This is a genomic window from uncultured Rothia sp. (assembly GCF_963544205.1).
Lineage (GTDB): Bacteria > Actinomycetota > Actinomycetes > Actinomycetales > Micrococcaceae > Rothia.
Map to the genome: position 1 here is coordinate 1 of NZ_CAUUDY010000013.1, position 22,294 is coordinate 22,294.

18 protein-coding genes are annotated in these 22,294 nt (G+C 61.9%); 11 read left to right on the forward strand and 7 right to left on the reverse strand.

Translation table 11 applies throughout. From position 1 onward, the window contains the following. The 3 genes from RWZ58_RS06910 to RWZ58_RS06920 all read left to right on the forward strand — a co-directional run. On the forward strand, positions 1 to 369 hold a 369-nt coding region (locus RWZ58_RS06910), incomplete at its 5' end, for a biotin transporter BioY (RefSeq protein ID WP_314658129.1). 32 nt (positions 370 to 401) lie between these two features. Next, a complete protein-coding gene (locus RWZ58_RS06915) occupies positions 402 to 1,310 on the forward strand; it encodes an ABC transporter ATP-binding protein (protein WP_314658130.1) in 909 nt (302 codons plus the stop codon). Beyond that, positions 1,300 to 1,974, forward strand: a complete 675-nt coding sequence (locus RWZ58_RS06920) for an energy-coupling factor transporter transmembrane protein EcfT (RefSeq protein WP_314658131.1) — start codon at positions 1,300 to 1,302, stop codon at positions 1,972 to 1,974. Before RWZ58_RS06915 ends, RWZ58_RS06920 begins: the two co-directional genes overlap by 11 nt. 79 nt (positions 1,975 to 2,053) lie before the next feature. Here the strand turns inward: RWZ58_RS06920 and RWZ58_RS06925 are convergent, their stop codons facing one another. After that, on the reverse strand, positions 2,054 to 2,908 hold the full coding sequence (locus tag RWZ58_RS06925) for a DUF4253 domain-containing protein (protein WP_070616336.1): 855 nt from the start codon (positions 2,906 to 2,908) through the stop codon (positions 2,054 to 2,056). A gap of 549 nt (positions 2,909 to 3,457) precedes the next feature. On the opposite strand from RWZ58_RS06925, the gene RWZ58_RS06930 reads away from it, so the two are divergent. After that, complete coding sequence (locus RWZ58_RS06930) at positions 3,458 to 3,958, forward strand: HD domain-containing protein (RefSeq protein ID WP_005509108.1); 501 nt, start codon at positions 3,458 to 3,460, stop codon at positions 3,956 to 3,958. 95 nt (positions 3,959 to 4,053) lie between these two features. Here the strand turns inward: RWZ58_RS06930 and RWZ58_RS06935 are convergent, their stop codons facing one another. From RWZ58_RS06935 to RWZ58_RS06955, 5 genes are all read right to left on the reverse strand, one after another. Beyond that, on the reverse strand, positions 4,054 to 4,383 hold the full coding sequence (locus RWZ58_RS06935; protein ID WP_005506103.1) for a metal-sulfur cluster assembly factor: 330 nt from the start codon (positions 4,381 to 4,383) through the stop codon (positions 4,054 to 4,056). Positions 4,384 to 4,422: 39 nt separating this feature from the next. Continuing rightward, entirely contained in the window at positions 4,423 to 5,181 is a 759-nt protein-coding gene (sufC, locus tag RWZ58_RS06940; protein WP_049356992.1) for a Fe-S cluster assembly ATPase SufC, read from the reverse strand. Between the two features lie 19 nt (positions 5,182 to 5,200). Further along, a complete protein-coding gene (sufD, locus tag RWZ58_RS06945; RefSeq protein WP_303981778.1) occupies positions 5,201 to 6,475 on the reverse strand; it encodes a Fe-S cluster assembly protein SufD in 1,275 nt (424 codons plus the stop codon). After that, positions 6,475 to 7,932 (reverse strand): Fe-S cluster assembly protein SufB, encoded by a 1,458-nt coding sequence (sufB, locus tag RWZ58_RS06950; RefSeq protein ID WP_070830766.1) that lies wholly within the window; start codon positions 7,930 to 7,932, stop codon positions 6,475 to 6,477. Before sufB ends, sufD begins: the two co-directional genes overlap by 1 nt. A gap of 187 nt (positions 7,933 to 8,119) precedes the next feature. Then, the gene (locus RWZ58_RS06955) at positions 8,120 to 8,986 is read right to left on the reverse strand and encodes a metalloregulator ArsR/SmtB family transcription factor (RefSeq protein ID WP_070830764.1); all 867 of its coding nucleotides are present in this window, start codon (positions 8,984 to 8,986) and stop codon (positions 8,120 to 8,122) included. Between the two features lie 176 nt (positions 8,987 to 9,162). On the opposite strand from RWZ58_RS06955, the gene RWZ58_RS06960 reads away from it, so the two are divergent. The 7 genes from RWZ58_RS06960 (at position 9,163) to RWZ58_RS06990 (ending at position 19,238) form a co-directional block, all read left to right on the forward strand. After that, complete coding sequence (locus RWZ58_RS06960; RefSeq protein WP_314658132.1) at positions 9,163 to 10,296, forward strand: ABC transporter ATP-binding protein; 1,134 nt, start codon at positions 9,163 to 9,165, stop codon at positions 10,294 to 10,296. After that, positions 10,293 to 11,207 carry an ABC transporter permease gene (locus tag RWZ58_RS06965; RefSeq protein ID WP_314658133.1) on the forward strand — a complete coding sequence of 305 codons (915 nt, stop codon included), beginning with the start codon at positions 10,293 to 10,295 and terminating at the stop codon, positions 11,205 to 11,207. Before RWZ58_RS06960 ends, RWZ58_RS06965 begins: the two co-directional genes overlap by 4 nt. A 699-nt stretch (positions 11,208 to 11,906) precedes the next feature. Then, the gene (gene tkt / locus RWZ58_RS06970) at positions 11,907 to 14,009 is read left to right on the forward strand and encodes a transketolase (RefSeq protein WP_314658134.1); all 2,103 of its coding nucleotides are present in this window, start codon (positions 11,907 to 11,909) and stop codon (positions 14,007 to 14,009) included. A gap of 214 nt (positions 14,010 to 14,223) precedes the next feature. Further along, positions 14,224 to 15,324, forward strand: coding sequence for a transaldolase (gene tal, locus RWZ58_RS06975; RefSeq protein WP_296545335.1), 1,101 nt, complete (start codon positions 14,224 to 14,226; stop codon positions 15,322 to 15,324). Positions 15,325 to 15,617: 293 nt separating this feature from the next. Continuing rightward, entirely contained in the window at positions 15,618 to 17,165 is a 1,548-nt protein-coding gene (gene zwf, locus RWZ58_RS06980) for a glucose-6-phosphate dehydrogenase (protein WP_303949989.1), read from the forward strand. Next, on the forward strand, positions 17,162 to 18,148 hold the full coding sequence (locus RWZ58_RS06985) for a glucose-6-phosphate dehydrogenase assembly protein OpcA (RefSeq protein ID WP_070643240.1): 987 nt from the start codon (positions 17,162 to 17,164) through the stop codon (positions 18,146 to 18,148). The genes zwf and RWZ58_RS06985 overlap by 4 nt, the downstream gene beginning before the upstream one ends. Continuing rightward, entirely contained in the window at positions 18,141 to 19,238 is a 1,098-nt protein-coding gene (locus tag RWZ58_RS06990) for a 6-phosphogluconolactonase (protein WP_314658135.1), read from the forward strand. Before RWZ58_RS06985 ends, RWZ58_RS06990 begins: the two co-directional genes overlap by 8 nt. 83 nt (positions 19,239 to 19,321) lie before the next feature. Here the strand turns inward: RWZ58_RS06990 and RWZ58_RS06995 are convergent, their stop codons facing one another. Beyond that, the gene (locus tag RWZ58_RS06995) at positions 19,322 to 21,952 is read right to left on the reverse strand and encodes a hypothetical protein (protein ID WP_314658136.1); all 2,631 of its coding nucleotides are present in this window, start codon (positions 21,950 to 21,952) and stop codon (positions 19,322 to 19,324) included. Positions 21,953 to 22,294: the final 342 nt, after the last annotated feature.

A 22,294-nucleotide genomic window follows, 5' to 3' on the forward strand; every position in this document is an offset into this window, starting at 1 on the left:
GCTGGCCTGCCCATCTTCGCTAAGGGCGGCGCCGGTTTGGGTACGCTCGCCTCCCCGAGTGCCGGCTACCTGCTCGGCTTCCTGCCCTTCGCCGCTATTGCCGGTACCCTCGCCTACCTGTTCACCCGCAACACCCGTTCGATTGGTGCGACCTTCCTCATGGCTCTGGTCGCGAACTTCTGCGGTTTTGTGGTTCTGACCGCCTGCGGTATCGCCGGTATGATGGTGAACGCCCACATGACTTTTAACGCCGCATTCAGCGCGGCAATGGTATTCGTTCCCTGGGATCTGGTGAAGTCCACGATCGCGGTTCTGGTTGGTTTGTCGGTACGCCGCGCCTTCCCGTCCCTGGCTTCTGCCCAGCGTTAAAGGCACACGATGTGCCACACGAGAGGATAGCTATGTTTTTTCGCCGCTCCACGCGCCAGCCTGCACCGCAGCAGGTGCAGGGCGAGCAGGCGGTGAGCGCCTCTACCAGCATGCCCGCCCTTGAGCTTGAATCGGTGAGTGTTTTCACTGAGCTGCCCGAAGGCGGGCATCGCCGTATCCTCAAGGATGTGAGCCTGCGGTTCACGGCGAAGCGCACCGCGGTGCTGGGTCTGAACGGTAGCGGCAAGTCCACCCTACTGGGGCTTTTCAATGGGCTCACCCACCCGGATGAAGGTATTGTGCGCGTGAACGGTGTCGACACCCTGGAGGCGCCGCGCCGCGACTCGAAGGGTGCGGGTTCTCGCACTGGTGCGCAAGGCGCTTTTGAGGGTGTGGGCATGCTCTTCGCCCAGCCGGAGGCGCAGCTGATTATGCCCACCGTCGCCGAAGATATTGACCTGAGCCTGCGCCGTGCCGCCGCCGTTGAAGGTAGTGCCCTCAGCGGTGAGCAGCGCCGCGAACGGATTTGTGAACTGCTCCGCGAGCGCGGCCTCGAGCGTCTGGCGGACCAGAGCGTTTTCACCCTCTCGGGAGGCGAAAAGCAGCTGGTTGCCCTCACCAGCGTGCTGGCGGCGCGCCCGCAGATTCTTCTGCTCGATGAGCCGACCACCCTGCTGGATTTGCGCAATCGCGCGCGGCTGCTCAAGCACTTGGAGTCGCTGGATCAGATGCTGGTGCTCAGCACGCACGATCTGGATTTGGCGGCGTCCTGCGATGAAGCCGTCATTATTCACGATGGGCGCCTGCTCGCCCAGGGGGACGCGGCGCCGCTGGTTCAGCAGTACCGCACGTGGTGTGCCGAAGGATTCCCGAACGAGGGCGCCGATATCGAAGACGCAGGCGACAACGCGGATGCAGCAGGAGGCGCGCATGGGCGCTAACACGCCGCGCGTGAATCCTCGCCCCGCCGCCCAAGGCTCGGATTTCAACCCCGGTACTCTGCTGGTGGGTTTCTACCAGCCGTTGAACACGCCGGTGCATCGGGCGCCGCTGTGGTTCAAGAGCACGCTCTTCTTTGGGCTGTTTCTGCTGTTGGCGGTGACCGGTTGGCAGGTGGCGCTGGTGGCTTTGGTGGCGTCCACGTTCTGCGCGTTGTGGGCTGGTGTGCCGGCCTCCCAGCTGTGGCTGGTGGTTTGCACGCTGTCTCTGCTGCTACTGATTATGGTCGGCTATTACGTGTTGACGGGTCAGTACGCCTCCGGCGCGGATGCTATCGCGACCATGCTGACGGCTTTTTATGCGTCCCGCGCTCTGCTGGTGAGCACTCCCCTGCCGGTTCTGATTGATGGCTTTGTGAGGCTGTGTTCGCCGTTGCGTTTCGTGGGTCTTTCCCCCGAGCGTCTGGGTCTGCTGATTGCGTTAATGGTCCGGTCGATTCCGGCGCTCATGGACCGTTGGGGTGCGTTGCGCAGGGCGGCGGTGGCGCGTAACCTGCCCAAGCGCATGTATTGGCGGCTGCTGATTCCGTGGGTGGTGCAGGCGGTTGATTACGCGACGGCGACCGCTCGTGCTTTGCGCGCGCGACACGTGGACGAGCTGAAATAACGCAGATACGCGAGAGGGGCGGGGTGAACCGTGTAGGTTCATCACGCCCCTTCGCTTTAACTCGCCTAGCTAGGCTGGTTTAGGGTGTTTCAATGAGGAGCGCCGCCGGGAGCTGCTCCCACCACAGGTACCAGTCGTGCTGACCGTAGAGCGCCTCCACGAGCTTGTCGAAGCCGCGGTAGACACGCACCGGCATCGCCGAGGAAACCATCGTGTGCTCAACCGCTAGGATTTCGGCGTCGCGGCGGGTTGTGACCGGCACCGGCGTGTAGAACTCGATAAAGTCTGAGGCGATAACAGCCGGGTAGGCGTCATCGCGTTCAAACCAGTAGCGGGCAATGGACAGCATCGCCTCGGGGCTGGGGCTGGAATCCCACCCGCCAAAGGGCAGGTAGGCAAATACCCCGGATACATCCCGCAGCGGCAGGTCCATAATCAGCAGTTCCGCGGCACTGTCAATGTCGGTGGTTTTGACCTTCTCATTGATGATGCCGGCGGTCAGTTCGAAGGGGTACTCCGCTTTCAGGGGCGTACCAATATCGTCTTCGCCGAGTTCGCCGTTTTCCATGAGGCGGCGGTAGGTCTGCAGGTAGGTGCTCTCGTTCAGGTGCCGGAACGCCTCGTGCGCGGCAACTTCTACACCGACTTGATCCAGGTAACGATGTTGGTCGGTGATGAGGTCGTGTGCGTACCGCTTGACGGTGTCGGCGGTGATGTCCTGCACTGGGGTTGAGGTACGTAGGGAGACGTTATTCTCAATGGTTCCGAGCAGGGTCGGGTCGAGGGCAACCACGATGGGGGTTGTTCCCCGGTTCTTGCCCTCGTAGAGGTGTTCGAGGTATCGCCGGTTAAGTTCGGCTCGTGGGGCGCCGTGGCGGATTCGCTCGTGTGGGTAGGGATACAAAGCGACGAAGCGCTCGTAGAGCTCTGCCATGGTGTTCTCCGATGTTTGGTTGCCCCCAGTTTATCGCGTATTTTCGCGCAAAAATACGGGTTTTTGAAGGTTTTAGCAGGGCACGGAGGGCGAGCATTTTTTTCGTTTGATGAGTGTGTATCGGTGTGTGCTAAACACGCTTAAACTGCCTTTGTGTTGGGCGGTTTGCGCACCGATTTTCGCCAGAAAAAGACAGAAATTTTTTGCCACCATATGAGATTTTGGGCGAGTTACACCGGGCGGTGCAAAAGGGTTCGGAGGACACTTTCGTGGAGGTGGCGGGCGCCTCCTGAATGCCTGTTACCAACCGCAGATACACGGCAGAAAGGGCACCAAACCCACAAGTTCAGAAGGAAAAACGCCCTGTGTTCTTCTTCTACGCGTCATATTTGACGTATTAAGGGTGTTTTGGGCGAGTTCCGCCACCGCCGCCCCACAGCTGGCGTAGAGTGTTGGTACCAGCTACCGTTCCGTATCGGCTTAGCGCAACGTACCGGCACGGTCGCGGGTGCCGTCAACTCGCAGGAGTCTAAACCAACGGAGGTTCTCATGTCGAATAACTACTACAAAGAGATGGTTCGCCTGGCAGACAGCATCGCTGACAAGGCGCATGAGGGGCAGACTGATCGTAACGGCTGGCCCTACATCTCCCACCCTCGCCGTGTGGCTCTTGGGGCACGTAAGCTTGTGTCTGAAATGGCTGCCGCCACTCATCCCGATTCGTCTTTGGAGGAACTGAAGACTGAGGCTCAGATTGTGGCGTTGCTGCACGACACGGTGGAGGATACCGGCGTTTCCCTCGCATATCTGGCCCGTTACTTCTCGGCGCGTATTGTGGATGCGATTGATGCCTTGACCCGCCGCCCCGGCGAATCCTACGAGGCGTACCTGGGTAGGGTGCGTGTGAATGATTTGGCTCGCCTGGTGAAGCTTGCCGATGTCGCGGATAATACTGACCCGCGCCGTCTGGCTCTGCTGCCGGAGCCGACCCGCTCGACCCTGATGATCAAGTACGAATACTCGCTGAAGCTGCTGCACCTGGACGACTAGGTAGGCGCAAAACCCATAAGACACAAAATACCCGCCCGGTGCGGAAGGTATATACCTTCGGCACCGGGCGGGTACCTTATCTGCGAGTCAGGAGCTTAGATGTTGAAGCCCAGCGCGCGCATCATATCGCGGCCGTCCTCAGTAATACGCTCCGGACCCCACGGCGGCATCCAAACCCAGTTCACACGCCAAGAATCAACCAGGTTATCCAGGTTGCTCTGAACCTGCTCCTCAATAACCTCCTGCAGCGGGCAGGCTGCGGTGGTCAGAGTCAGGTCCAGAATGAGGGTTCCATCCTCATCCCAGCGCAGACCGTAGAGCAGACCGAGGTCAACAATATTGACGCCGAGCTCCGGGTCAATGACCTCCTTGAGGGCTTCCTCAATCTCTTCCTGAGGAACACGACCCTGCACAGTCTCAGTCATAGTCCTATCTTTCTGTCAGAATCCGGTAGGAGAAGAAGCTTACTTCTTACCCACGTAAGAAACGTAGCCCTCTTCTTCCAGGCGGTCAGCCAGCTCGGGGCCGCCCTGGTCAACCATCTTGCCGTCCACGAACACGTGCACGAACTGCGGCTTGATGTAGCGCAGGATGCGGGTGTAGTGGGTAATCAGCATGACGCCCATGTCGTTAGCCTCGTGCGCACGGTTCACGCCCTCAGACACGATCTTCAGTGCGTCAACGTCCAGACCGGAGTCGGTCTCGTCCAGGATGCCGAACTTGGGCTTGAGCAGCTCCAGCTGAAGGATCTCGTGGCGCTTCTTCTCACCACCGGAGAAGCCCTCGTTCACGTTACGTGCGATGAACGCGGGGTCAATCTCCAGGTTCTTCATGGCTTCCTTAACGTCCTTAGTCCAGGTACGCAGGGAGGGAGCCTTGCCGTCCACAGCGGTCTTAGCGGAACGCAGGAAGTTAGACATGGTCACACCGGGGATCTCAACCGGGTACTGCATAGCCAGGAACAGGCCTGCGCGTGCACGCTCGTCCACGCTCATCTCGGTGATGTCCTCACCATCGAGCAGGATCTGACCGGAATCAACCTGGTACTTGGGGTGGCCAGCAATGGTGGAAGCCAGAGTGGACTTACCGGAACCGTTCGGGCCCATGATTGCGTGAATCTCGCCCGAGTTGATGGTCAGGTTAACGCCCTTCAGGATGGGCTTGGTGGTTTCATCGTCGAGGATAACCGAGACGTGAAGGTCCTTGATTTCAAGAGTAGACATTGATTTCTCCTGGTAAAGCTTAGTTGTTGCTGAGGGCGAGCTCTGCCTCAAGGGCCTCGGTGAGCTGCTCTTCAAGTTCGGGAACACGAATCTGCTGAATGATCTCATTCAGGAAGCCGCGCACGACCAGACGGCGTGCCTCAGCCTCCGGAATACCGCGAGCCTGCAGGTACCACAGGTGCTGCTCATCGAGCTGGCCGGTAGTGGATGCGTGGCCGGCGCCCTCAATCAGGCCGGTCTCAATCTCCAGGTTCGGCACGGAGTCGGCGCGGGGGCCAACTTCCAGCAGCAGGTTACGGTTCAGCTCGTAGGTGTCGGTGCCTTCTGCATCCTTACCAATCAGAACGTCACCAACCCATACGGAGTGCGCACCCTTACCCTGCAGCGCGCCCTTGTAGGTCACGCGGGACTTGCAGTTGGGTACGGAGTGGTCCACGAACAGGCGGGACTCAATGTGCTGACCTGCGTCTACGAAGTACAGGCCGTACATTTCAGTCTCAGCGCCGGGAGCGGTGAACTTGGTGGAGGGGGTCACGCGCACCAGGTCGCCGCCGAGGGACACCACAACGTGCTTGAAGCGTGCGTTGCGGCCCAGCTTAGCGTAGTGTGCGGAAGCGTGGATTGCGTCGTCAGCCCACTGCTGCACGGAAACAACGTTCAGCTCAGCCTCGTCGTTCACCACGAACTCAACGTTCTGTGCCAGGATGGTGGAGCCGGTGTGGCGCAGAACCACGACAGCCTTCGAGAAGGGCTTAGCCTCAATCACGATGTGCTGTGCGGCAGCCTCGTTGCCGGTGCCGGTGATGTCGATTTCCACGTGCTCAGCCAGTTCAGCTTCGGCGGGGATGGTCACCACGGTTGCTTCGGTGAAGCTGGACCACGCGTTCGCTGCCACGCGGTCCTCGGGGATACCTGCGGAGCCGATGCGTGCATCCTCGCGGGAGACGGTCTCAACCTGAACCTGCTCGGGTGCAGTGATCTGCGGTGCCGGTGCGGTGCCGGTCAGCTTCTCCAGGTGCAGGCCACCCAGACGCTTCAGCGGGGTGAAGCGCCAGTCCTCTTCACGACCGGTCAGGGGCGCGAAGTCCTCCACATTGTAGGAGGTCTTACGCTCTGCACGGGATGCTTCGAGTACCTTCTGGACGTTGTTCGGGTTGGAGCCCTGGTGGTGTGCCTCGGTGGCACGGTACAGGGTGTCATCGTGGGCGAACTCGGTGGCGAGCTTCTCGCCCTCCTGGTCCATGCCGGGGATGATCGGGGAGTGGTAACCCAGGGTTTCTTCGTTGGTCGGCATTAGCCCACAGATCCTTCCATCTGAAGTTCGATCAGGCGGTTCAGTTCGAGTGCGTACTCCATCGGCAGCTCGCGGGCGATAGGCTCAACGAAGCCGCGGACGATCATCGCCATTGCTTCTTCTTCGCTCAGGCCGCGCTGCATCAGGTAGAACAGCTGGTCCTCGGAGACGCGGGAAACGGTCGCCTCGTGACCCATGGTCACATCGTCCTCGCGGACATCCACGTAGGGGTAGGTGTCGGAGCGGGAAATGGTGTCCACCAGCAGTGCGTCACAGACCACGGAGGACTTGGAGTGCTTAGCGCCCTCACGAACCTGAACCAGGCCGCGGTATGCGCTACGGCCGCCGTTACGTGCCACGGACTTGGACACAATGGTCGAGGAGGTGTTCGGTGCAATGTGAACCATCTTCGAGCCGGTGTCCTGGTGCTGACCCTCACCCGCGAATGCGATGGACAGGGTCTCACCCTTAGCGTGCTCGCCGACCATGTAAACAGCCGGGTACTTCTGGGTGACCTTCGAACCGATGTTGCCGTCCACCCATTCCATGGTGGCGCCCTCGTGCGCAACCGCACGCTTGGTCACCAGGTTGTAGACGTTGTTCGACCAGTTCTGGATGGTGGTGTAGCGAACGCGTGCGTTCTTCTTCAGCACAATCTCAACCACTGCGGAGTGCAGGGAGTCGGACTTGTAGATGGGGGCGGTGCAACCCTCAATGTAGTGAACGTAGGAGCCCTCGTCAGCGATGATCAGGGTGCGCTCGAACTGACCCATGTTCTCAGTGTTAATACGGAAGTACGCCTGCAGAGGAATCTCCACGTGAACTCCCGGGGGAACATACACGAAGGAGCCACCGGACCACACAGCGGTGTTCAGTGCGGAGAACTTGTTGTCACCAATCGGGATGATGGAGCCGAAGTATTCCTTGAACAGTTCGGGGTATTCGCGCAGACCGGTGTCGGTGTCGACGAAGATCACGCCCTGCTTCTCCAGGTCCTCACGGATCTGGTGGTACACAACCTCGGACTCGTACTGTGCAGCCACACCCGCGACGAGCGAGTTACGCTCCGCCTCGGGAATGCCCAGACGCTCGTAGGTGGTGCGGATGTCCTCGGGCAGTTCATCCCAAGAAGCCGCCTGACCCTCGGTCGAACGCACGAAGTACTTGATGTTGTCGAAGTCGATTTCGGAAAGATCCGCACCCCAGGTGGGCATGGGCTTACGCTCGAAGAACTTCAGCGCCTTCAGACGCATGTCCAGCATCCACTGGGGTTCGTTCTTCTTTGCAGAGATGTCGCGCACGACGTCCTCGTCCAGGCCGCGCTTTGCTACCTGGCCTGCTGCGTCGGAGTCTGCCCAACCGTACTCGTAGTTACCAATGCCCTCGAGTTCGGGGTTCATCTCCAGGATCTCTGAAATGACGGTGTCGTTGGCGTTCTGCCCAACTTTCTCAGTCATTACGGCCTTTCTTCGATGGTTATTACATTTCTCTCCGTCACCTGCCGGTTGCAGGCGCGGTAGTTTAGGGGCTGATGCCGCGCTCAACCACGACGCGTAGCGGTGCGTGGTGTGGGCGGGTTTCAGCGTGCGGGTCGCGCCCCTTACGGGTTCGTCAGGGGCGTGCCGCCGGGTACTGCTGTGAGCGTTACGCGGAAGGTTTCTCTGCGGATTCCTCGGCGTTCTTCTCGCTCTCGGCGGTGACGCGGTTCAGGGGCACGTGCGTGGTACACACGTGAGCGCCCGAAGCCATGGTCGAGAGCCTACGCACATCAACGCCGAGCAGGTCGGAAATAATCCCGGTTTCCTGTTCGCAGAACACCTGGAAGTCGCCGGCGAGGTCGCGTACCGGGCAGTGGCCCTGGCACAGTTGAATGCTCGCGAGAAAGTGTTCGGGAACAGTTCGTCCTGCAGGAGGCGCGGTGACCTGAGCTGTCGCCACGAAGCCGTCCTTGCTCATGGCTTCTGCGAGCGCCTGCGCTCGGGCTGCTACGTCGTCTCCGGCGGCTTCTACGACGGGTCGGTAGCGGGCTTCCATTTCTGCGGCGCGGGCGGAGGCGAAAGCTTCGAGGGCTTCCTGTCCGACCGTGTCGCGGAGCATTTGCAGGGCGTCGCGGGCGATGATGAGGTAGTCGTTGCCGAGGCGTTCGTGGCCCTGGGGGGCGATTACGTAGCGGCGGGCGGGTCGTCCGGCTCCGGCGCCGTGCTTTTTGATGGGCGCGACCTCGATCATGTTGTTGGATTCGAGGGCGTCGAGGTGGCGGCGTACCGCTGCGGGGGTGAGGCTGAGGAGCTCACCGAGGGTTGCTGCGGATACGGGGCCGTTGTTGAGAACTTCGCGGAGAACGCGGTCCCTCGTGCGTTCTTCTGCCTCGGCTTTGCGCTTGGATGTGCGTGCCGCGGAGGACTTTGTGCTGGAAGCACCAGTAGAGCCCGAGGCGGCGGTTCGGGTGCCGTTTCGGGTCTGCGCCTCGTTCGTTGAGGCGCGCTGAGAGGTCTTGTTCACGGAATACACAAATAAAGTATGTCCTAATTACTTTTTCTTTGGCTAGTTAGGTACCCCTACTTGATAACTTTTCAACCTGAAGGTGAACATTTGAGTCGTAACGGGTGTGCCTTAAACGTGAGTTAGGGCATAAGATGAAAGGTGCACACACGCTCATTCATCGAAAAAATCGAAAGTGACTGTCTATGGAGACCACCACCGCGGGCCAGCAGGACCACCCGGGGCGTGCATCCGCCGCACCAACGGCGCGCACTGAGCACCACACGGAGCCCAGCGCCTCCCCCACCGCACGACGACGCATCATCGCAGAAGAACCAGCGCTTAGCATTAAAGACCTCATCAAAGAGTTCAAGCCCTCACGCGCCTTCCGCACCAAATACCCCGAACGGCTCACCGCCAGCGGGCTCTACCGCGCCGTCAACAAGGTCAACCTGCGCGTCTTCCCCGGTGAAGTAGTCGTCCTGCTCGGTGCTAATGGCGCCGGCAAAACCACGACCCTCGCCTGCGCCCAGGGCCTGCTCAAGCCCACCCGCGGTACCGTGCGCCTCCTCGGCGAAAACCCGCTGCAGGCGGACCCGGAGCTACGCGCCAAGGTCGGCATTATGCTCCAGGATGGCGGCCTACCCAACGCTATGCATCCCATTCCGCTGCTCGAGCACATCTCGACCATGTACACCGACCCGTACCCGGTCGAAGAGCTCGCAGAACGCCTCGGCATTGACGCTTTTAACGGCACCACGATTCGCCGTCTCTCGGGTGGTCAGAAGCAGCGAGTCTCCCTTGCCGCCGCCCTCATCGGCCGCCCGGACGTGCTCTTCCTTGACGAGCCCTCCGCGGGCCTCGACCCTCAATCCCGCAACGTTGTCTTCGACATTATTCGTGAACAGCGTGAACTCGGAACCGCCATCGTGCTCACCACGCACCTGATTGACGACGCTCAGAAGCTCGCCGATTACGTCTACATCATTGAAAACGGCACCACGGTTCAGGAAGGCACCGTCTCCGAGCTCATTGCCAGCGACGGCACGAACCGCCTGCGCTACACCCTGGATGCGCCCACCCCCACCCGCGAGCAACTACTGCCCGCGCATCTGCGCGCCGGCGTGAAGCTCATCGAAAAGACGCCCTACACCCCGGCTTGCGACGGCGCGCCCTCCGTGCCCGGCGAGTACGAGCTGGTCGGTACGCTGCGCCCCGAGCACCTGGCGGCGTTCACCTCCGCTCTTGCCGAGCGTTACCTCATGCCCATTTCTCTGACCATGGAACCGAAGACTCTTGAGGATGTCTTCCTCGACATTTCAGGACGTGATATCCGATGAGCAACACCGCACGCAGCAACACCTCACGTGCCGACAACGAGCGAGCAGAACTTCAGGCGGAAGAGAACCGGGCGGAAGAACGCCAAATGGAAGAACGCGCCGTAAACACCCGCCCCAAGGTCTCTTCCATTGACGAAGATGAGGAGTACATTCCCCCGCGCGCAAACTACCCGCTCGTGCGCGTCATCGAGCAGGGCCGCTACGAGACCATGGCGATGCTCCGCAACGGCGAGCAGCTGATGCTGAACATTATTTTTCCCGTCATGGCGCTTATCGCCCTGCGTTTTACCGGCCTGATTGATGAGTACGCAAACTCGGTCGGCGTGTCCCGCATGGATGCGGCGGTCCCCGGCGTTCTGGCGCTCTGCGTGATTTCTACGGCGTTGTCCGGTCAGGGCATTGCCACCGGTTTTGATCGCCGCTACGGTGTGCTGCGATTCCTGGCGACCACTCCCCTGGGCCGCAACGGTCTGATTATGGGCAAGTGCATTGCGGTGCTGGTGGTCGTGGCGATTCAGTTCACGCTGGTTGCGGTGCTCGGCTACGGTCTGGGCTGGCGTCCGGACGCTATCGCCGTCTCGCGCTCCATCATCACGATGCTCATGGGTGCCGGCGCGTTTACGGCGCTGGGTCTGCTCATCGCCGGTACGGTGCGTGCAGAGGCGACCCTCGCCATCGTGAATATCGCCTGGGTGATTCTTGCCGGCGCCGGCGGCGTGGTGTTCCCGCTGAAGTCCTTCCCGGACTGGTACGCCGGGGTTGTGGCGTGGTCCCCCTCAGCGGCTCTGGGCGATGCGTTGCGCGGCAACTTCATTCAGCATCAGTGGCTCGCCGAACCGCACTGGGTAATCATCGTGTGGACCGTGGTCATTGGGTTTATTGCCTCGCGCAAGTTCAAGTGGTCTGACTAGTAGCAACCTGGCAGGTGGTAGCGCTTTTCGCGCATACAGCTAAAGCAACCGAAAGTTAAAAGGCGGGCGCCGGATATGTTTCCGACCATATCCGGCGCCCATTTATTTAACACAAACCTTTAGCCTCAACCACACACAGTGTGCACAGTCAGAGACTAAAAGATAGCACCCTTCTCCAGAACCTTATATCTCGCCACCACAGCAAGATAATCATCAGTTCCCACGCGGAGGAGGGGCTTCAATCACCGAGATGCAGACCGACCCAACCACTGTTTCGGTCCGCAACCTTCCTGCTCAACCTTAACATGAGCTTCACCACTTACACAAAAATTGTTACGTTACTGAACAATATTCAGCGCATAGCTCAGAAACACAGCTCAAACGTTCACCGTGAAATCCGCGGAGCCCGCGTTGTGCCGTCGCTTTTTCTCCATCTCAGCCGCGTATCACCCTGTGAATGTCTGCATTCACACACCGGATACTGCCGCCCAGTGAACTATCCTGTTAAAACGAAAGGGTCGAAACAACTCTCCGGACGCCCCGCACACAGCACCCCGTGTGCCCCGCACCTACCCTGGTACCTACCCCGTCACCTACCGGCGCGGGAATAAGCACCCCGGAAGGCACGTTACACCCGACGGACAGCGCGCTAGCACAAGCCTGCTGGCGCATCCACTCACGTTGTGAAAGGACACCCACGTGGCAGAGAACTTCCAGTGGACAGAAACCGACCAGCGCGCCGTAGATACCGCACGTATCCTCGCCGCTGACGCCGTAGAGAAGGTCGGATCCGGCCACCCCGGTACCGCAATGAGCCTGGCGCCGGTCGCCTACCTGCTCTTCCAGAAGGTCATGAACCAGGATCCCTCCGACGACCGCTGGGAAGGCCGTGACCGCTTCATCCTGTCCCCCGGCCACACCTCCCTCACCCTGTACACTCAGCTGTTCCTCGGTGGCTACGGCTTGGAAATGAAGGACCTGGAAGCCCTGCGCACCTGGGGTGCCCTCACCCCCGGCCACCCCGAATACAAGCACACCAAGGGTGTAGAAATCACCACCGGCCCGCTCGGCCAGGGCCTGGCATCCGCCGTTGGTTTCGCCTACGCACAGCGCCGTATGCGCGGCATGTTCGACCCCGAAGCAGCACCGGGCACCTCCCCCTTCGACCACCACGTCTACGTCATCGCCTCCGAAGGTGACGTGCAGGAAGGCGTCACCGCCGAGGCGTGCGCGCTCGCAGGTCACCAGGAGCTCGGCAATCTGATCGTCGTCTGGGACCGCAACCACATCTCCATTGAGGAAGACACCGACGTTGCCTTCACCGAGGACGTAGCAAAGCGCTACGAGTCCTACGGCTGGGATGTTCAGCGCGTGGACTGGACCCGCACCGGCGACTACGTTGAGGACGTCGCAGAACTGTACGCCGCTATTGAGCGTGCGAAGGCTGTCACCGACAAGCCCTCCTTCATTGAGCTACGCACCATCATCGGCTACCCTGCACCCACCAAGCAGAACACCGGCGCAGTGCACGGCTCCAAGCTCGGTGCTGAAGAGGTCGCCGCAACCAAGGAACTGCTCGGCTTCGACCCCGCCAAGAGCTTCTTCATCGAGGAGAACGTGCTGGCACACACCCGCCAGCTCGTTGAGCGCGGCGCTGCGGCACACAAGGCATGGGACGAGAAGTTCGAGGCATGGGCTAAGGCAAACCCCGAGCGCGCCGAACTGTACAAGCGCCTCGTCGCGGGCGAACTGCCCGCAGACTACAAGGCTGCTTTCCCCGTGTTCGAGGCTGGCACCTCCGTGGCAACCCGCGCGGCATCCGGCACCGTCATTAACGCTATTGCTGACACCTTCCCCGAACTGTGGGGCGGCTCCGCTGACCTCGCCGGCTCGAACCTGACCACCATCAAGGGTGCAGAGTCCTTCAACCCGGCATCGCGCACCACCGAAGACTGGACCGGCAACCCCTACGGCCGCGTTCTGCACTTCGGTATCCGTGAGCAGGCTGCCGCAGCCATCGTGAACGGTATTGTGCTCTCCTCCCCCACCCGTGCGTTCTCGGGCACCTTCTTCGTGTTCTCCGACTACCAGCGCCCGGCTGTCCGCCTCTCCGCACTGATGGGCGTTCCCGCGCTGTACGTGTGGACCCACGACTCCATCGGCGTGGGCGAGGACGGCCCCACCCACCAGCCGATCGAGCACCTCTCCTCGCTGCGCGCTATCCCCGGCTTCGACGTGGTTCGCCCCGCGGACGCAAACGAGACCGCCGTCGCATGGCGCACCATCCTGGAGAAGTCCGACCGCCCCGCAGGCCTCGTGCTCTCCCGCCAGAACCTGCCCGTCTGGGCTCGTGAAGACGTGCACGCGGACGCTGAGGGTGAGAAGTTCGCTTCCGCTGAGGGCACCGCACGCGGCGGCTACATCATGGCTGACACCGAGGGCACCCCGGACGTCATCCTGATCGCTACCGGCTCCGAGGTTGAGCTCGCCGTTCAGGCTCGCGCAACCCTCGCAGAGCAGGGCATCGCGGCTCGCGTGGTCTCCATGCCGTCGCGCGAGTGGTTCGCTGAGCAGGACGCAGAGTACCGCGAGTCGGTCCTGCCCTCCTCGGTTGCAGCCCGCGTCTCCGTCGAGGCTGGCCTGGCAATGAGCTGGTACGACCTGCTCGGCACCGCCGGCCGCGCCGTGTCCATCGAGCACTTCGGTGCATCCGCCGATGCGAAGACCCTGTACCGCGAATTCGGTGTGACCGCGGAGGCTGTCGTGGCTGCCGCTAAGGAATCCATCGACGCCGCTAAGTAAGCAGTAACAACGCCGCGGTAACTGCCGCGCACACTGCGCCCCCTCCTGTGCGGGCTCCTCTGTACGGACGCCTCTGTACGGGTGGGGTGCAGGCGCAACGGGTAGGCTCCGGCTGACCACTCAGCCGGAGCCTACCGCCGCCCAGAAGATTTCACTGATATCTCAATTTTCAATTTCGATATTTCAATCTCGACAAAGAATCGAAGGTTTTCACATGTCTGAGTCCACTCAGAAGCTTTCCGACGCCGGCGTCTCCATCTGGCTTGACGACCTCTCCCGCGAGCGTCTGACCAGCGGCAACCTCGCCGAACTCATCAAGACCCACAACGTTGTCGGCGTGACCACCAACCCCACCATCTTCGCTGGTGCGCTCTCCAAGGGTGCCGCATACGCCGAGCAGATGCGTGAGCTTGCTGTCGCCGGTGCAAGCGTTGAAGAGGCAGTGTTCGCCGCAACCTGCGACGACGTGCGCAACGCCTGCGACGTATTCGCACCCGTCTACAAGGCATCCAACGGTTTTGACGGCCGCGTCTCCATCGAGGTTGACCCCCGCCTGGCACGCGACGCCGAAGGCACCGCCAAGATGGCACGTGAACTCTACGAGCGCGTGGGCCGCGAAAATGTCATGATCAAGATCCCCGCAACCCAGGAAGGTCTGCGCCCCATCGCAGAAACCCTGGCAGCTGGCATCAGCGTGAACGTGACCCTGATCTTCTCCCTGACCCGCTACCGCGAGGTCATCAACGCCTACATGCTCGGCCTGGAGCAGGCACTGGAGAACGGCAAGGACCTGTCCACCATCCACTCGGTCGCATCCTTCTTCGTCTCCCGCGTAGACACCGAAATCGATGCACGCCTCGAAGCTGCCGGTGGCGACGCTGTACAGCTCAAGGGCAAGGCAGGCCTGGCAAACGCACGCCTCGCCTACGAGGTATTCGAGGAAATGTTCTCCTCCGAGCGTTGGGCACGTCTGCAGGCACACGGCGCGAACGTACAGCGCCCACTGTGGGCATCCACCGGCGTGAAGGACCCCGCACTGCCCGACACCCTGTACGTGACCGGCCTGGTTGCACCCAACACCGTGAACACCATGCCTGAGGCAACCCTGAACGCTGTTGCCGACCACGGAGAGGTCACCGGCAACACCATCGTTCCGAACTACTCCGAGTCCAACGAGGTTCTGGACGCTATCTCCGCTCACGTCTCCTACCCGGAGGTCGTGGAGAAGCTCGAGGTTGAGGGCCTGTCCAAGTTCGACGTCTCCTGGGAAGAGCTGCTGCAGACCGTCCGCGAGGCACTCGAGCAGGCCAAGTAGCCGCTAGTAGCCGCCGAACTATAGCGCGGCACTAACCGCTGTCGGTGTGCACCGCCCGATGCGCACCGCGGCACCGCGCCCTAATCCGCCGAGATTTTCGTCAGGGTTCCCGCCCGAGCTTCACCACTCAGGCCACCCCGGGGAATCTCGGCGGGTTAGGTGCCCCTCATATCATTCCGTCAAAAACCGGTACAATACAGGGACACACCTTCCAGAATGCGGCATCGCCTCCGCGCGACAAGGTACGAACCGCGCGCCGCACGAACCAACCAAGGCAATCAAAGGAATATATTGTGACTATCGGTCATGAAGCGAACCCCCTCAGGGACACTCGCGACCGCCGCATTACCCGCATTGCGGGGCCGTCCGCGCTCGTCTTCTTTGGCGTAACCGGTGACCTGGCCCGCAAGAAGCTGCTTCCGGCAGTGTATGACCTCATGAACCGCGGTTTGCTCCCGCCGAGCTTCGGCCTTGTCGGCTTCGGCCGCCGCCCCTGGAGCGATGACGACTTCCGCTCCTACGTGCGTGAATCTGTTGAGGCAAACGCCCGCACCCCCTTCCGCGAGGACGTATGGAACCAGTTCCAGCAGGGCATGCGATTCGTTGAAGGTGCCTTCAACGACGACGCAGCCTTCGAAAAGCTCAAGAACACCCTCGCTGAACTCGACGAGCGTGGCGCTCACGGCAACCACGCCTTCTACCTGTCGATTCCCCCGAAGGCATTCGAGCAGGTCCTCACCAAGCTCGCCGAACACGACCTCGCATCGCGCGATAACGACACCGTCAACCCTGTCGACGGTTGGCGCCGCGTGGTCATTGAGAAGCCCTTCGGCCACAACCTTGAGAGCGCACGCGAGCTGAACTCCATCGTGGAGGCAGTCTTCCCGCCCGACGCCGTGTTCCGCATCGACCACTACCTAGGCAAGGAAACCGTTCAGAACATCCTGGCGATGCGTTTCTCCAACCAGATGTTCGAGCCCCTCTGGAACTCCCACTACGTGGATCACGTCCAGATCACCATGGCTGAAGACATCGGCATCGGCTCCCGCGCAGGCTACTACGACGGCGTGGGAGCGGCCCGCGACGTCATCCAGAACCACCTGCTGCAGCTGCTCGCCCTCACCGCTATGGAAGAGCCCCTCAGCCTCGACGCTAAGCACCTGCGCGCCGAGAAGGCGAAGGTCCTCGAAGCAGTCCGCATCGACGACCTGCCGAACTCCTTCGCGCTCGGTCAGTACGCCGCAGGCTACCAGGGTGGCGAACACGTCAACGGCTTCTTCGACGAGAACGACATCCCCGCAGACTCCCGCACCGAAACCTTCGCAGCGCTGAAGGTTTCCATCGCAAACCGCCGCTGGGAAGGCACCCCCTTCTACCTGCGCGCCGGCAAGCGCCTGGGCCGCCGAGTCACCGAAATCGCCGTGGTCTTCAAGAAGTCCTCCGACCGTCTCTTCGGCGAACGTGAAAACCCGCAGGTCGGTCAGAACGCCATCGTCATCCGCGTGCAGCCCGACGAAGGCATGACCATCCGATTCTCCGCGAAGGTGCCCGGCACCCAGATGGAAATCCGTGACGTCAACATGGACTTCGGCTACGGTCACTCCTTCACCGAAGAGTCCCCCGAAGCCTATGAGCGTCTCATCCTGGACGTTCTGCTCGGCGAGCCGCCGCTGTTCCCCCGCCACGAAGAAGTTGAGCTCTCCTGGAAGATCCTCGACCCCTTCGAAGAGTACTGGGAAGAAAACCGCATTAAGCCTGAACCCTACGAGTCCGGTTCGTGGGGTCCGCGTTCAGCACACGAGATGCTTGAGCGTGACAACCGCGCTTGGAGGCGCCCGTGATCTCGCACCTGCATAACACCACCGTTTCCGCTATCAACAAGGAACTGAGCCACCTGACTGCCGCCAACGGTAGCCTCAGCAGCGGACGAGTTCTCACCCTCGTTGTTCTCGCGGAAAAGGGCCACTCCCGCGAAGCAATGCGCGCCGCAATTCGTGCCTCCCACGAACACCCGAGCCGCATTATTGTGCACATCTCTCACGACCCGCTCGACCCCGACCAGCTGGATGCAGAAATCCACCTCGGCGGCGACACCGGCGCATCCGAGATGATTGTTCTGCGCGGCTGGGGTAGCGCATCCCGCCCGACCGAAGCACTGATCTCCGGTCTGCTGCTGCCGGACTCCCCGATTGTGGTCTGGTGGCCGCACTCGGTACCCGAGAACCCGGCACAGCACTCCATCGGTCGTATCGCGCAGCGTCGCATTACCGACTCTGCACGCGCCGACGACCCGAAGGAAGCGCTGCGTAAGCTCACCGACGTATTCCGTGCAGGCGACACCGACCTGGCATGGACGCGCCTCACCCTGTGGCGCACCCAGCTGGCAGCGCTCATGGAGCAGATGCCTTCCTCCCCCGTGCGCCGCGTGGTTGTGTGGGGTTCGAGCAAGTCCCCGTCCGTGGTGCTGCTCGGTACGTGGCTCGGCTGGAAGCTTGAAGCACCCGTGCACCTCGCCACCATTGGCGCGGCAAACCGCGGCCTGTACCGCGTCAGCATTGAGCGTGAAGACGGTTCCGTGACGATGTTCCGCCCCGGTATTTCCGTGGCGACCATCTCCACCCCGTACGCGCCCGATCAGCAGATTGCGCTGCCGGTGCGTACCCTCGCCGAGTGCATCTCAGAGGAGTTGCGCCGCCTGGACCCGGACGACACCTACGGTGACGTGCTGAAGCAGGCGCTGCGCACCGTAACCCTCGTGGACGATACCTGCCAGCCCGAAGATATGCTGGACCTCGAAGAATACCCGGAGGTTTTCGATGCCTAAGATTCAGAACATGGGCGCATCCACCCCCGTCCTGGTGGCGCACCCGACCCGCGAAGCTCTCGCAGCGGACGCGGTGACCCGCATCCTCGACATCATTGAGCACGTGCTCTCTGAGCGCACTATCGCCCACATTTCGCTGACCGGCGGCACCATGGGTATCGCCACCCTGAAGGCGTGGGCTGAGAACGAGCGCGTGAAGGATATTGACTGGTCGCGCGTGCACTTCTGGTTCTCCGATGAGCGTTACGTGCCCGAGCGTAGCCCCGAACGTAATGACGGTCAGGCTATTGAGGCGCTGCTCGCTCCCCTGCTGTCGCACGGCCTGGTCGTGGGCAATGTGCACCGCATGGGCCCATCCGATATTTTCACCGGCCTTGAGGCTGCCGCCGAGCACTACGCTTTTGAGATGCGCGACTACGCCGGTTCCGCACCGGCTGTGAGCGTGCAGATGCCCGAGGGCGCAACCGAACTGCCGCTGGCTGGCGGTCACGGTGGCGGCGCAGGTCACGAGCACGGCGGTTCCGGCGGCTGTGGTTGCGGTGGCGGTGGTTGCGGTTCTTCCGCACCCGAGCAGTCCATCGAAGAGACTACCCTGGACGAATTTGACGCTGAGGCGGCTGAGGCTTCCGAATCCGCCGGTGGTTGCGGATGCGGCGGCGGAGGCTGCGGTGGTGGCGGCCAGTGGCCCGCCCCGGTCTTTGACATCACCCTGCTGGGCATGGGCCCGGACGGCCACATTGCGTCCCTGTTCCCGGGCCGTAAGCAGGTTCTGCTGGGTACCGGTCTGCCGGAGGATCCGGTTGAGGGCGGTAAGGCTGTGACCGTGATGGTTTCTGATTCGCCGAAGCCTCCGGCTGAGCGTGTGTCGGTGACCCTGCCGATCGTCAATAATTCGCGTCATATTTTCTTCCTCATCACCGGTGAGGATAAGCAGGATGCGACCAGCCGCCTGCTGGCTGGCGCGAAGCTGGACGCTGAGGACCTGAACGCGGAGCTGCTGCTGGAAACCCCGGCGGTGGGTGCGCGCGGTAAGAAGCAGACCCTGATTTTTGCTACTGAGGAGTCGCTGGCTCCTGAGAACCGCCCGTAAGGTTCTGGTTCTGAACTGCATGAGATAAAGGGTGGGGCCCCGGATAGTTGCTATCCGGGGCTCCACCCTTTTGCTATGCCGCGCTACCGCTGACTCTGCGGTTCGTACTCCTCCGAAGATTCATCCGCCTCGAAGCCCACGTACAGTGCCGCCAGCGACGGAACCGTCGCCTCCAGCACCTCCTGCGCCTCCTCAGCGGTCGGGGCGAGCTTCGCACCGGTCAGGTGCAGGTACTCGCGCACCGTCATGGGCCGCGCCCAGTCGAAGTGCTCACGCACAGCGGTGATATTCGCGCCGGACTGCAGCACGTTAATGCCGCGGGCAAGACCAATATCCGTCACCTTCACGATGGCGTCAGTCTCATCGGGAATGTCGTACGGGTCGCGGTTCTGCAGGTCCACGATGAACGGCAGCACGCCGCGGCTCTCAGCGCGCAGGGCGAACTTAGTGTGCACCTGGCTCACCTCATGCACCTCACCCACACCCACAGCGGGCACCGCCATGAAGCCCGCCTGCAGGTCATTCACCGCATCCAGGGTACTTGTCTGCCCGAAGCCGGAGTACAGCTGCACCACCGGCACGAGGTAGCACACCTCCGCCTTGAGCGCCTTGCGCGCCTCAATGTCGATGTACTCCCAGGCGCCGCCGGTACCGTCCGTAATGTCACCGGAGTGGTGCGCGTAAATGGCGCCCTGGCTGTTCTTCGCGGTCTGCGACCAATAGCTGATCTTGTCCATGTAGTTGCCTTCGGCGTCGAACATCATCAGCGACAGGTCAATGTCCACGCCCTCATCCCAGAAGCAGAAGAGGCGAATCACGCCGGTGGGCGGCAGGTGCACCGTGGAGGTGTTGTAGCGGCCCATGCCGTCCAGGGAGGGGCGGGCGCTGCGGGTGTTCAACGGCATGACCATATCGCCCACCTGCTCGGGCAGGTAGATGCTGGTCTCGGCAAGGCGACCGGACAGACCAATCTCAGCCAGGCGCTCCAGCAGGTCCAACACGACCGGGCTGTACTCGCGCGCCGGAATCATGGTGGCGATACCGGTCTTGGACAGGTTCATGCGCTGCGGCGCGGCAGGCTGAGCCTTCTGAGCGGACGCCGCGCGGCGCTCCTCACGCTGGCTCGTAGAGGGGTCGGAACCGACCGGGATAGAACGCATCGGGTTCTCCGGGCCGGAATTATCGCCAAAGAACGACCCCAGCGGGTTCGGGATGCCCGCGTTCTGCATAATGTTCTGAACCCTCGCGACGCCCTCCGGGTTGCGGCGCGCGTAGTCAGCGAGCTCCTGCTCCTCCTGCACCGCCACCGGGTTGGCGGGGCGTTCCTTCGGAGGGTTCGCGAGCGCGTTGCGCTGCAGGGTCACCAGGTTGCGGATCTGCACCAGGATGGGTGCGGACACGCGCGGCGCCACGGCGGCGAACGCGTCAAAGATGACCTGCTGGCCGGGGCTCGGTGCGGTGTCGATGCCGTAGCGCGGCGCCTCAAAAGCGGTCAGGGCGCGCACCAGCTGGCGCGCAAACACGCCGGGGCGGGTGGAGAGCAGACGTGCCACGTTCTGCGCATCCCGGGTGGCGTAAGCGCGGTCCACCAGCGACTCGAAGCTGTACACCTCACCGCGGTACAGGTCGTCAGCCCAGCGGCTCAGCGCGGTCAGCGACGGGTAGTCGCCGGGGTGAATCGCCTTGACGAGGCGCTTATACATTTCAGCGGCGGGCGCGCTGTCGTAGCGGGCACCGACCGGGTCAGCCTCAATGATGCGGTTGAGCAGGTGCGCGATGCGGGTGCGTTCGTTGCGACGCAGCTTCAGGCGCGGCGCGGTGCTCAGGCTCAGGTCGCCCACCGTGCCGTTGAAACGCAGACGCGAGTAGGCGGCGGCGAGGGCGAGCGCCTCCTTCATGGTGCGCAGGCGCTCAGCGTCTTCGGGGTGCAGGCATGCGGCAATGAACACACGGTTCTCGCGGCTGGAGTTCTCCGATCGGGCAGCCGGCAGCGCATCATGCTGGGCGAGGAAACGGCGCAGCGCCACGAGGTCGCGCTGGTCGGTCTGGTTGTACGCCTGCTGCTGACCGAGCAGCTGCTGGTAGAGGGCACCCGCCATAATCAGGGCGTTCTGCACACCGCTGACCATCTGCAGGTGGCGGCGATTGCGTTCCATACCGATGAGGTTGGTGCGGCTCAGCGGCTGCTGCCACTCGTAGGGCACGTAGTTCTCGGGCAGGCCACCAACGATGCGCTCCGTGCCGTCCGGGTTGTAGTACGGGTTGGAGAGGTAGTGCATGATCTGCTCGGTGTAGCGCTGCTCCTCGGTGAGCGTCAGGGCGCGCAGATCAAAGTCGCGGCGGAACACGCGGCCGGGGCGGTACCCGTACTCGTAGGACCAGATGGTCAAGAACAGGGCAAATTCGTTGGTGCTGACCTTCAGCGCCTGGGCGAGAGATTCCTCGCTGAGGGTCAGGCCGCAATTGCTCAGGGCGGATACTCGCCCCAGGTCGGTGTCGAATACGCCGGCCTGGTGCCGCTCGTTAATGCTCGAGTAGTTCGAACGGTAGTAGGGGCCGTACAGGTCGGTGAAGACGTACACGCCGTAGCGGCGCATCAGGATGAGGCGCACGAGGGGGCTAAGGCCTTCGGGCGCTTCGCCGTGAAGGTATGCGGACTCGTTGAGGTAGGGTGATTCCTGCAGGTAGGGGGATGCGTCGTAGGGAGTGGTCACGGGTCGTCCTTTCCGTTGGTCTCACCCGACTGTCACCGTCGGTGGTGTGTTTATGTTCTTATCGTAGCGTCGTGGGCGCGGGCTGTCGTTGCGTTTGGTCATCGGTGACCTGCAGGGTGCGTATTCGCGAGGCAACAGGCGGTTACGTCATTCCGTTCGGGGCTCGCCAGTCATCTGCGCCCCGTCATCGCGGTGGGAACGGCGGTTAAAAGAAAAATGGCGGGAAGCGAAGAATCCGACAAATATAAGAAAAAGATATTTCAGAAAGTAGGACTCTTCATGATCCGCCATTACCTATAGAGTACTCCCGCCCCGCGACGGCGGTCAAGCCGTTTCGTCACC

Excerpts from the sequence above, each read along its gene's own strand:
- RWZ58_RS06925 (WP_070616336.1), bottom strand. The coding sequence starts at position 2,908 with ATGGCAGAGCTCTACGAGCGCTTCGTCGCTTTGTATCCCTACCCACAC.
- RWZ58_RS06935 (WP_005506103.1), bottom strand. The coding sequence starts at position 4,383 with ATGACTGAGACTGTGCAGGGTCGTGTTCCTCAGGAAGAGATTGAGGAA.
- tal (WP_296545335.1), top strand. The coding sequence starts at position 14,224 with ATGTCTGAGTCCACTCAGAAGCTTTCCGACGCCGGCGTCTCCATCTGG.
- RWZ58_RS06990 (WP_314658135.1), top strand. The coding sequence starts at position 18,141 with ATGCCTAAGATTCAGAACATGGGCGCATCCACCCCCGTCCTGGTGGCG.
- RWZ58_RS06960 (WP_314658132.1), top strand. The coding sequence starts at position 9,163 with ATGGAGACCACCACCGCGGGCCAGCAGGACCACCCGGGGCGTGCATCC.
- sufD (WP_303981778.1), bottom strand. The coding sequence starts at position 6,475 with ATGCCGACCAACGAAGAAACCCTGGGTTACCACTCCCCGATCATCCCC.
- sufC (WP_049356992.1), bottom strand. The coding sequence starts at position 5,181 with ATGTCTACTCTTGAAATCAAGGACCTTCACGTCTCGGTTATCCTCGAC.
- RWZ58_RS06965 (WP_314658133.1), top strand. The coding sequence starts at position 10,293 with ATGAGCAACACCGCACGCAGCAACACCTCACGTGCCGACAACGAGCGA.
- RWZ58_RS06930 (WP_005509108.1), top strand. The coding sequence starts at position 3,458 with ATGTCGAATAACTACTACAAAGAGATGGTTCGCCTGGCAGACAGCATC.
- sufB (WP_070830766.1), bottom strand. The coding sequence starts at position 7,932 with ATGACTGAGAAAGTTGGGCAGAACGCCAACGACACCGTCATTTCAGAG.
- RWZ58_RS06920 (WP_314658131.1), top strand. The coding sequence starts at position 1,300 with ATGGGCGCTAACACGCCGCGCGTGAATCCTCGCCCCGCCGCCCAAGGC.
- RWZ58_RS06915 (WP_314658130.1), top strand. The coding sequence starts at position 402 with ATGTTTTTTCGCCGCTCCACGCGCCAGCCTGCACCGCAGCAGGTGCAG.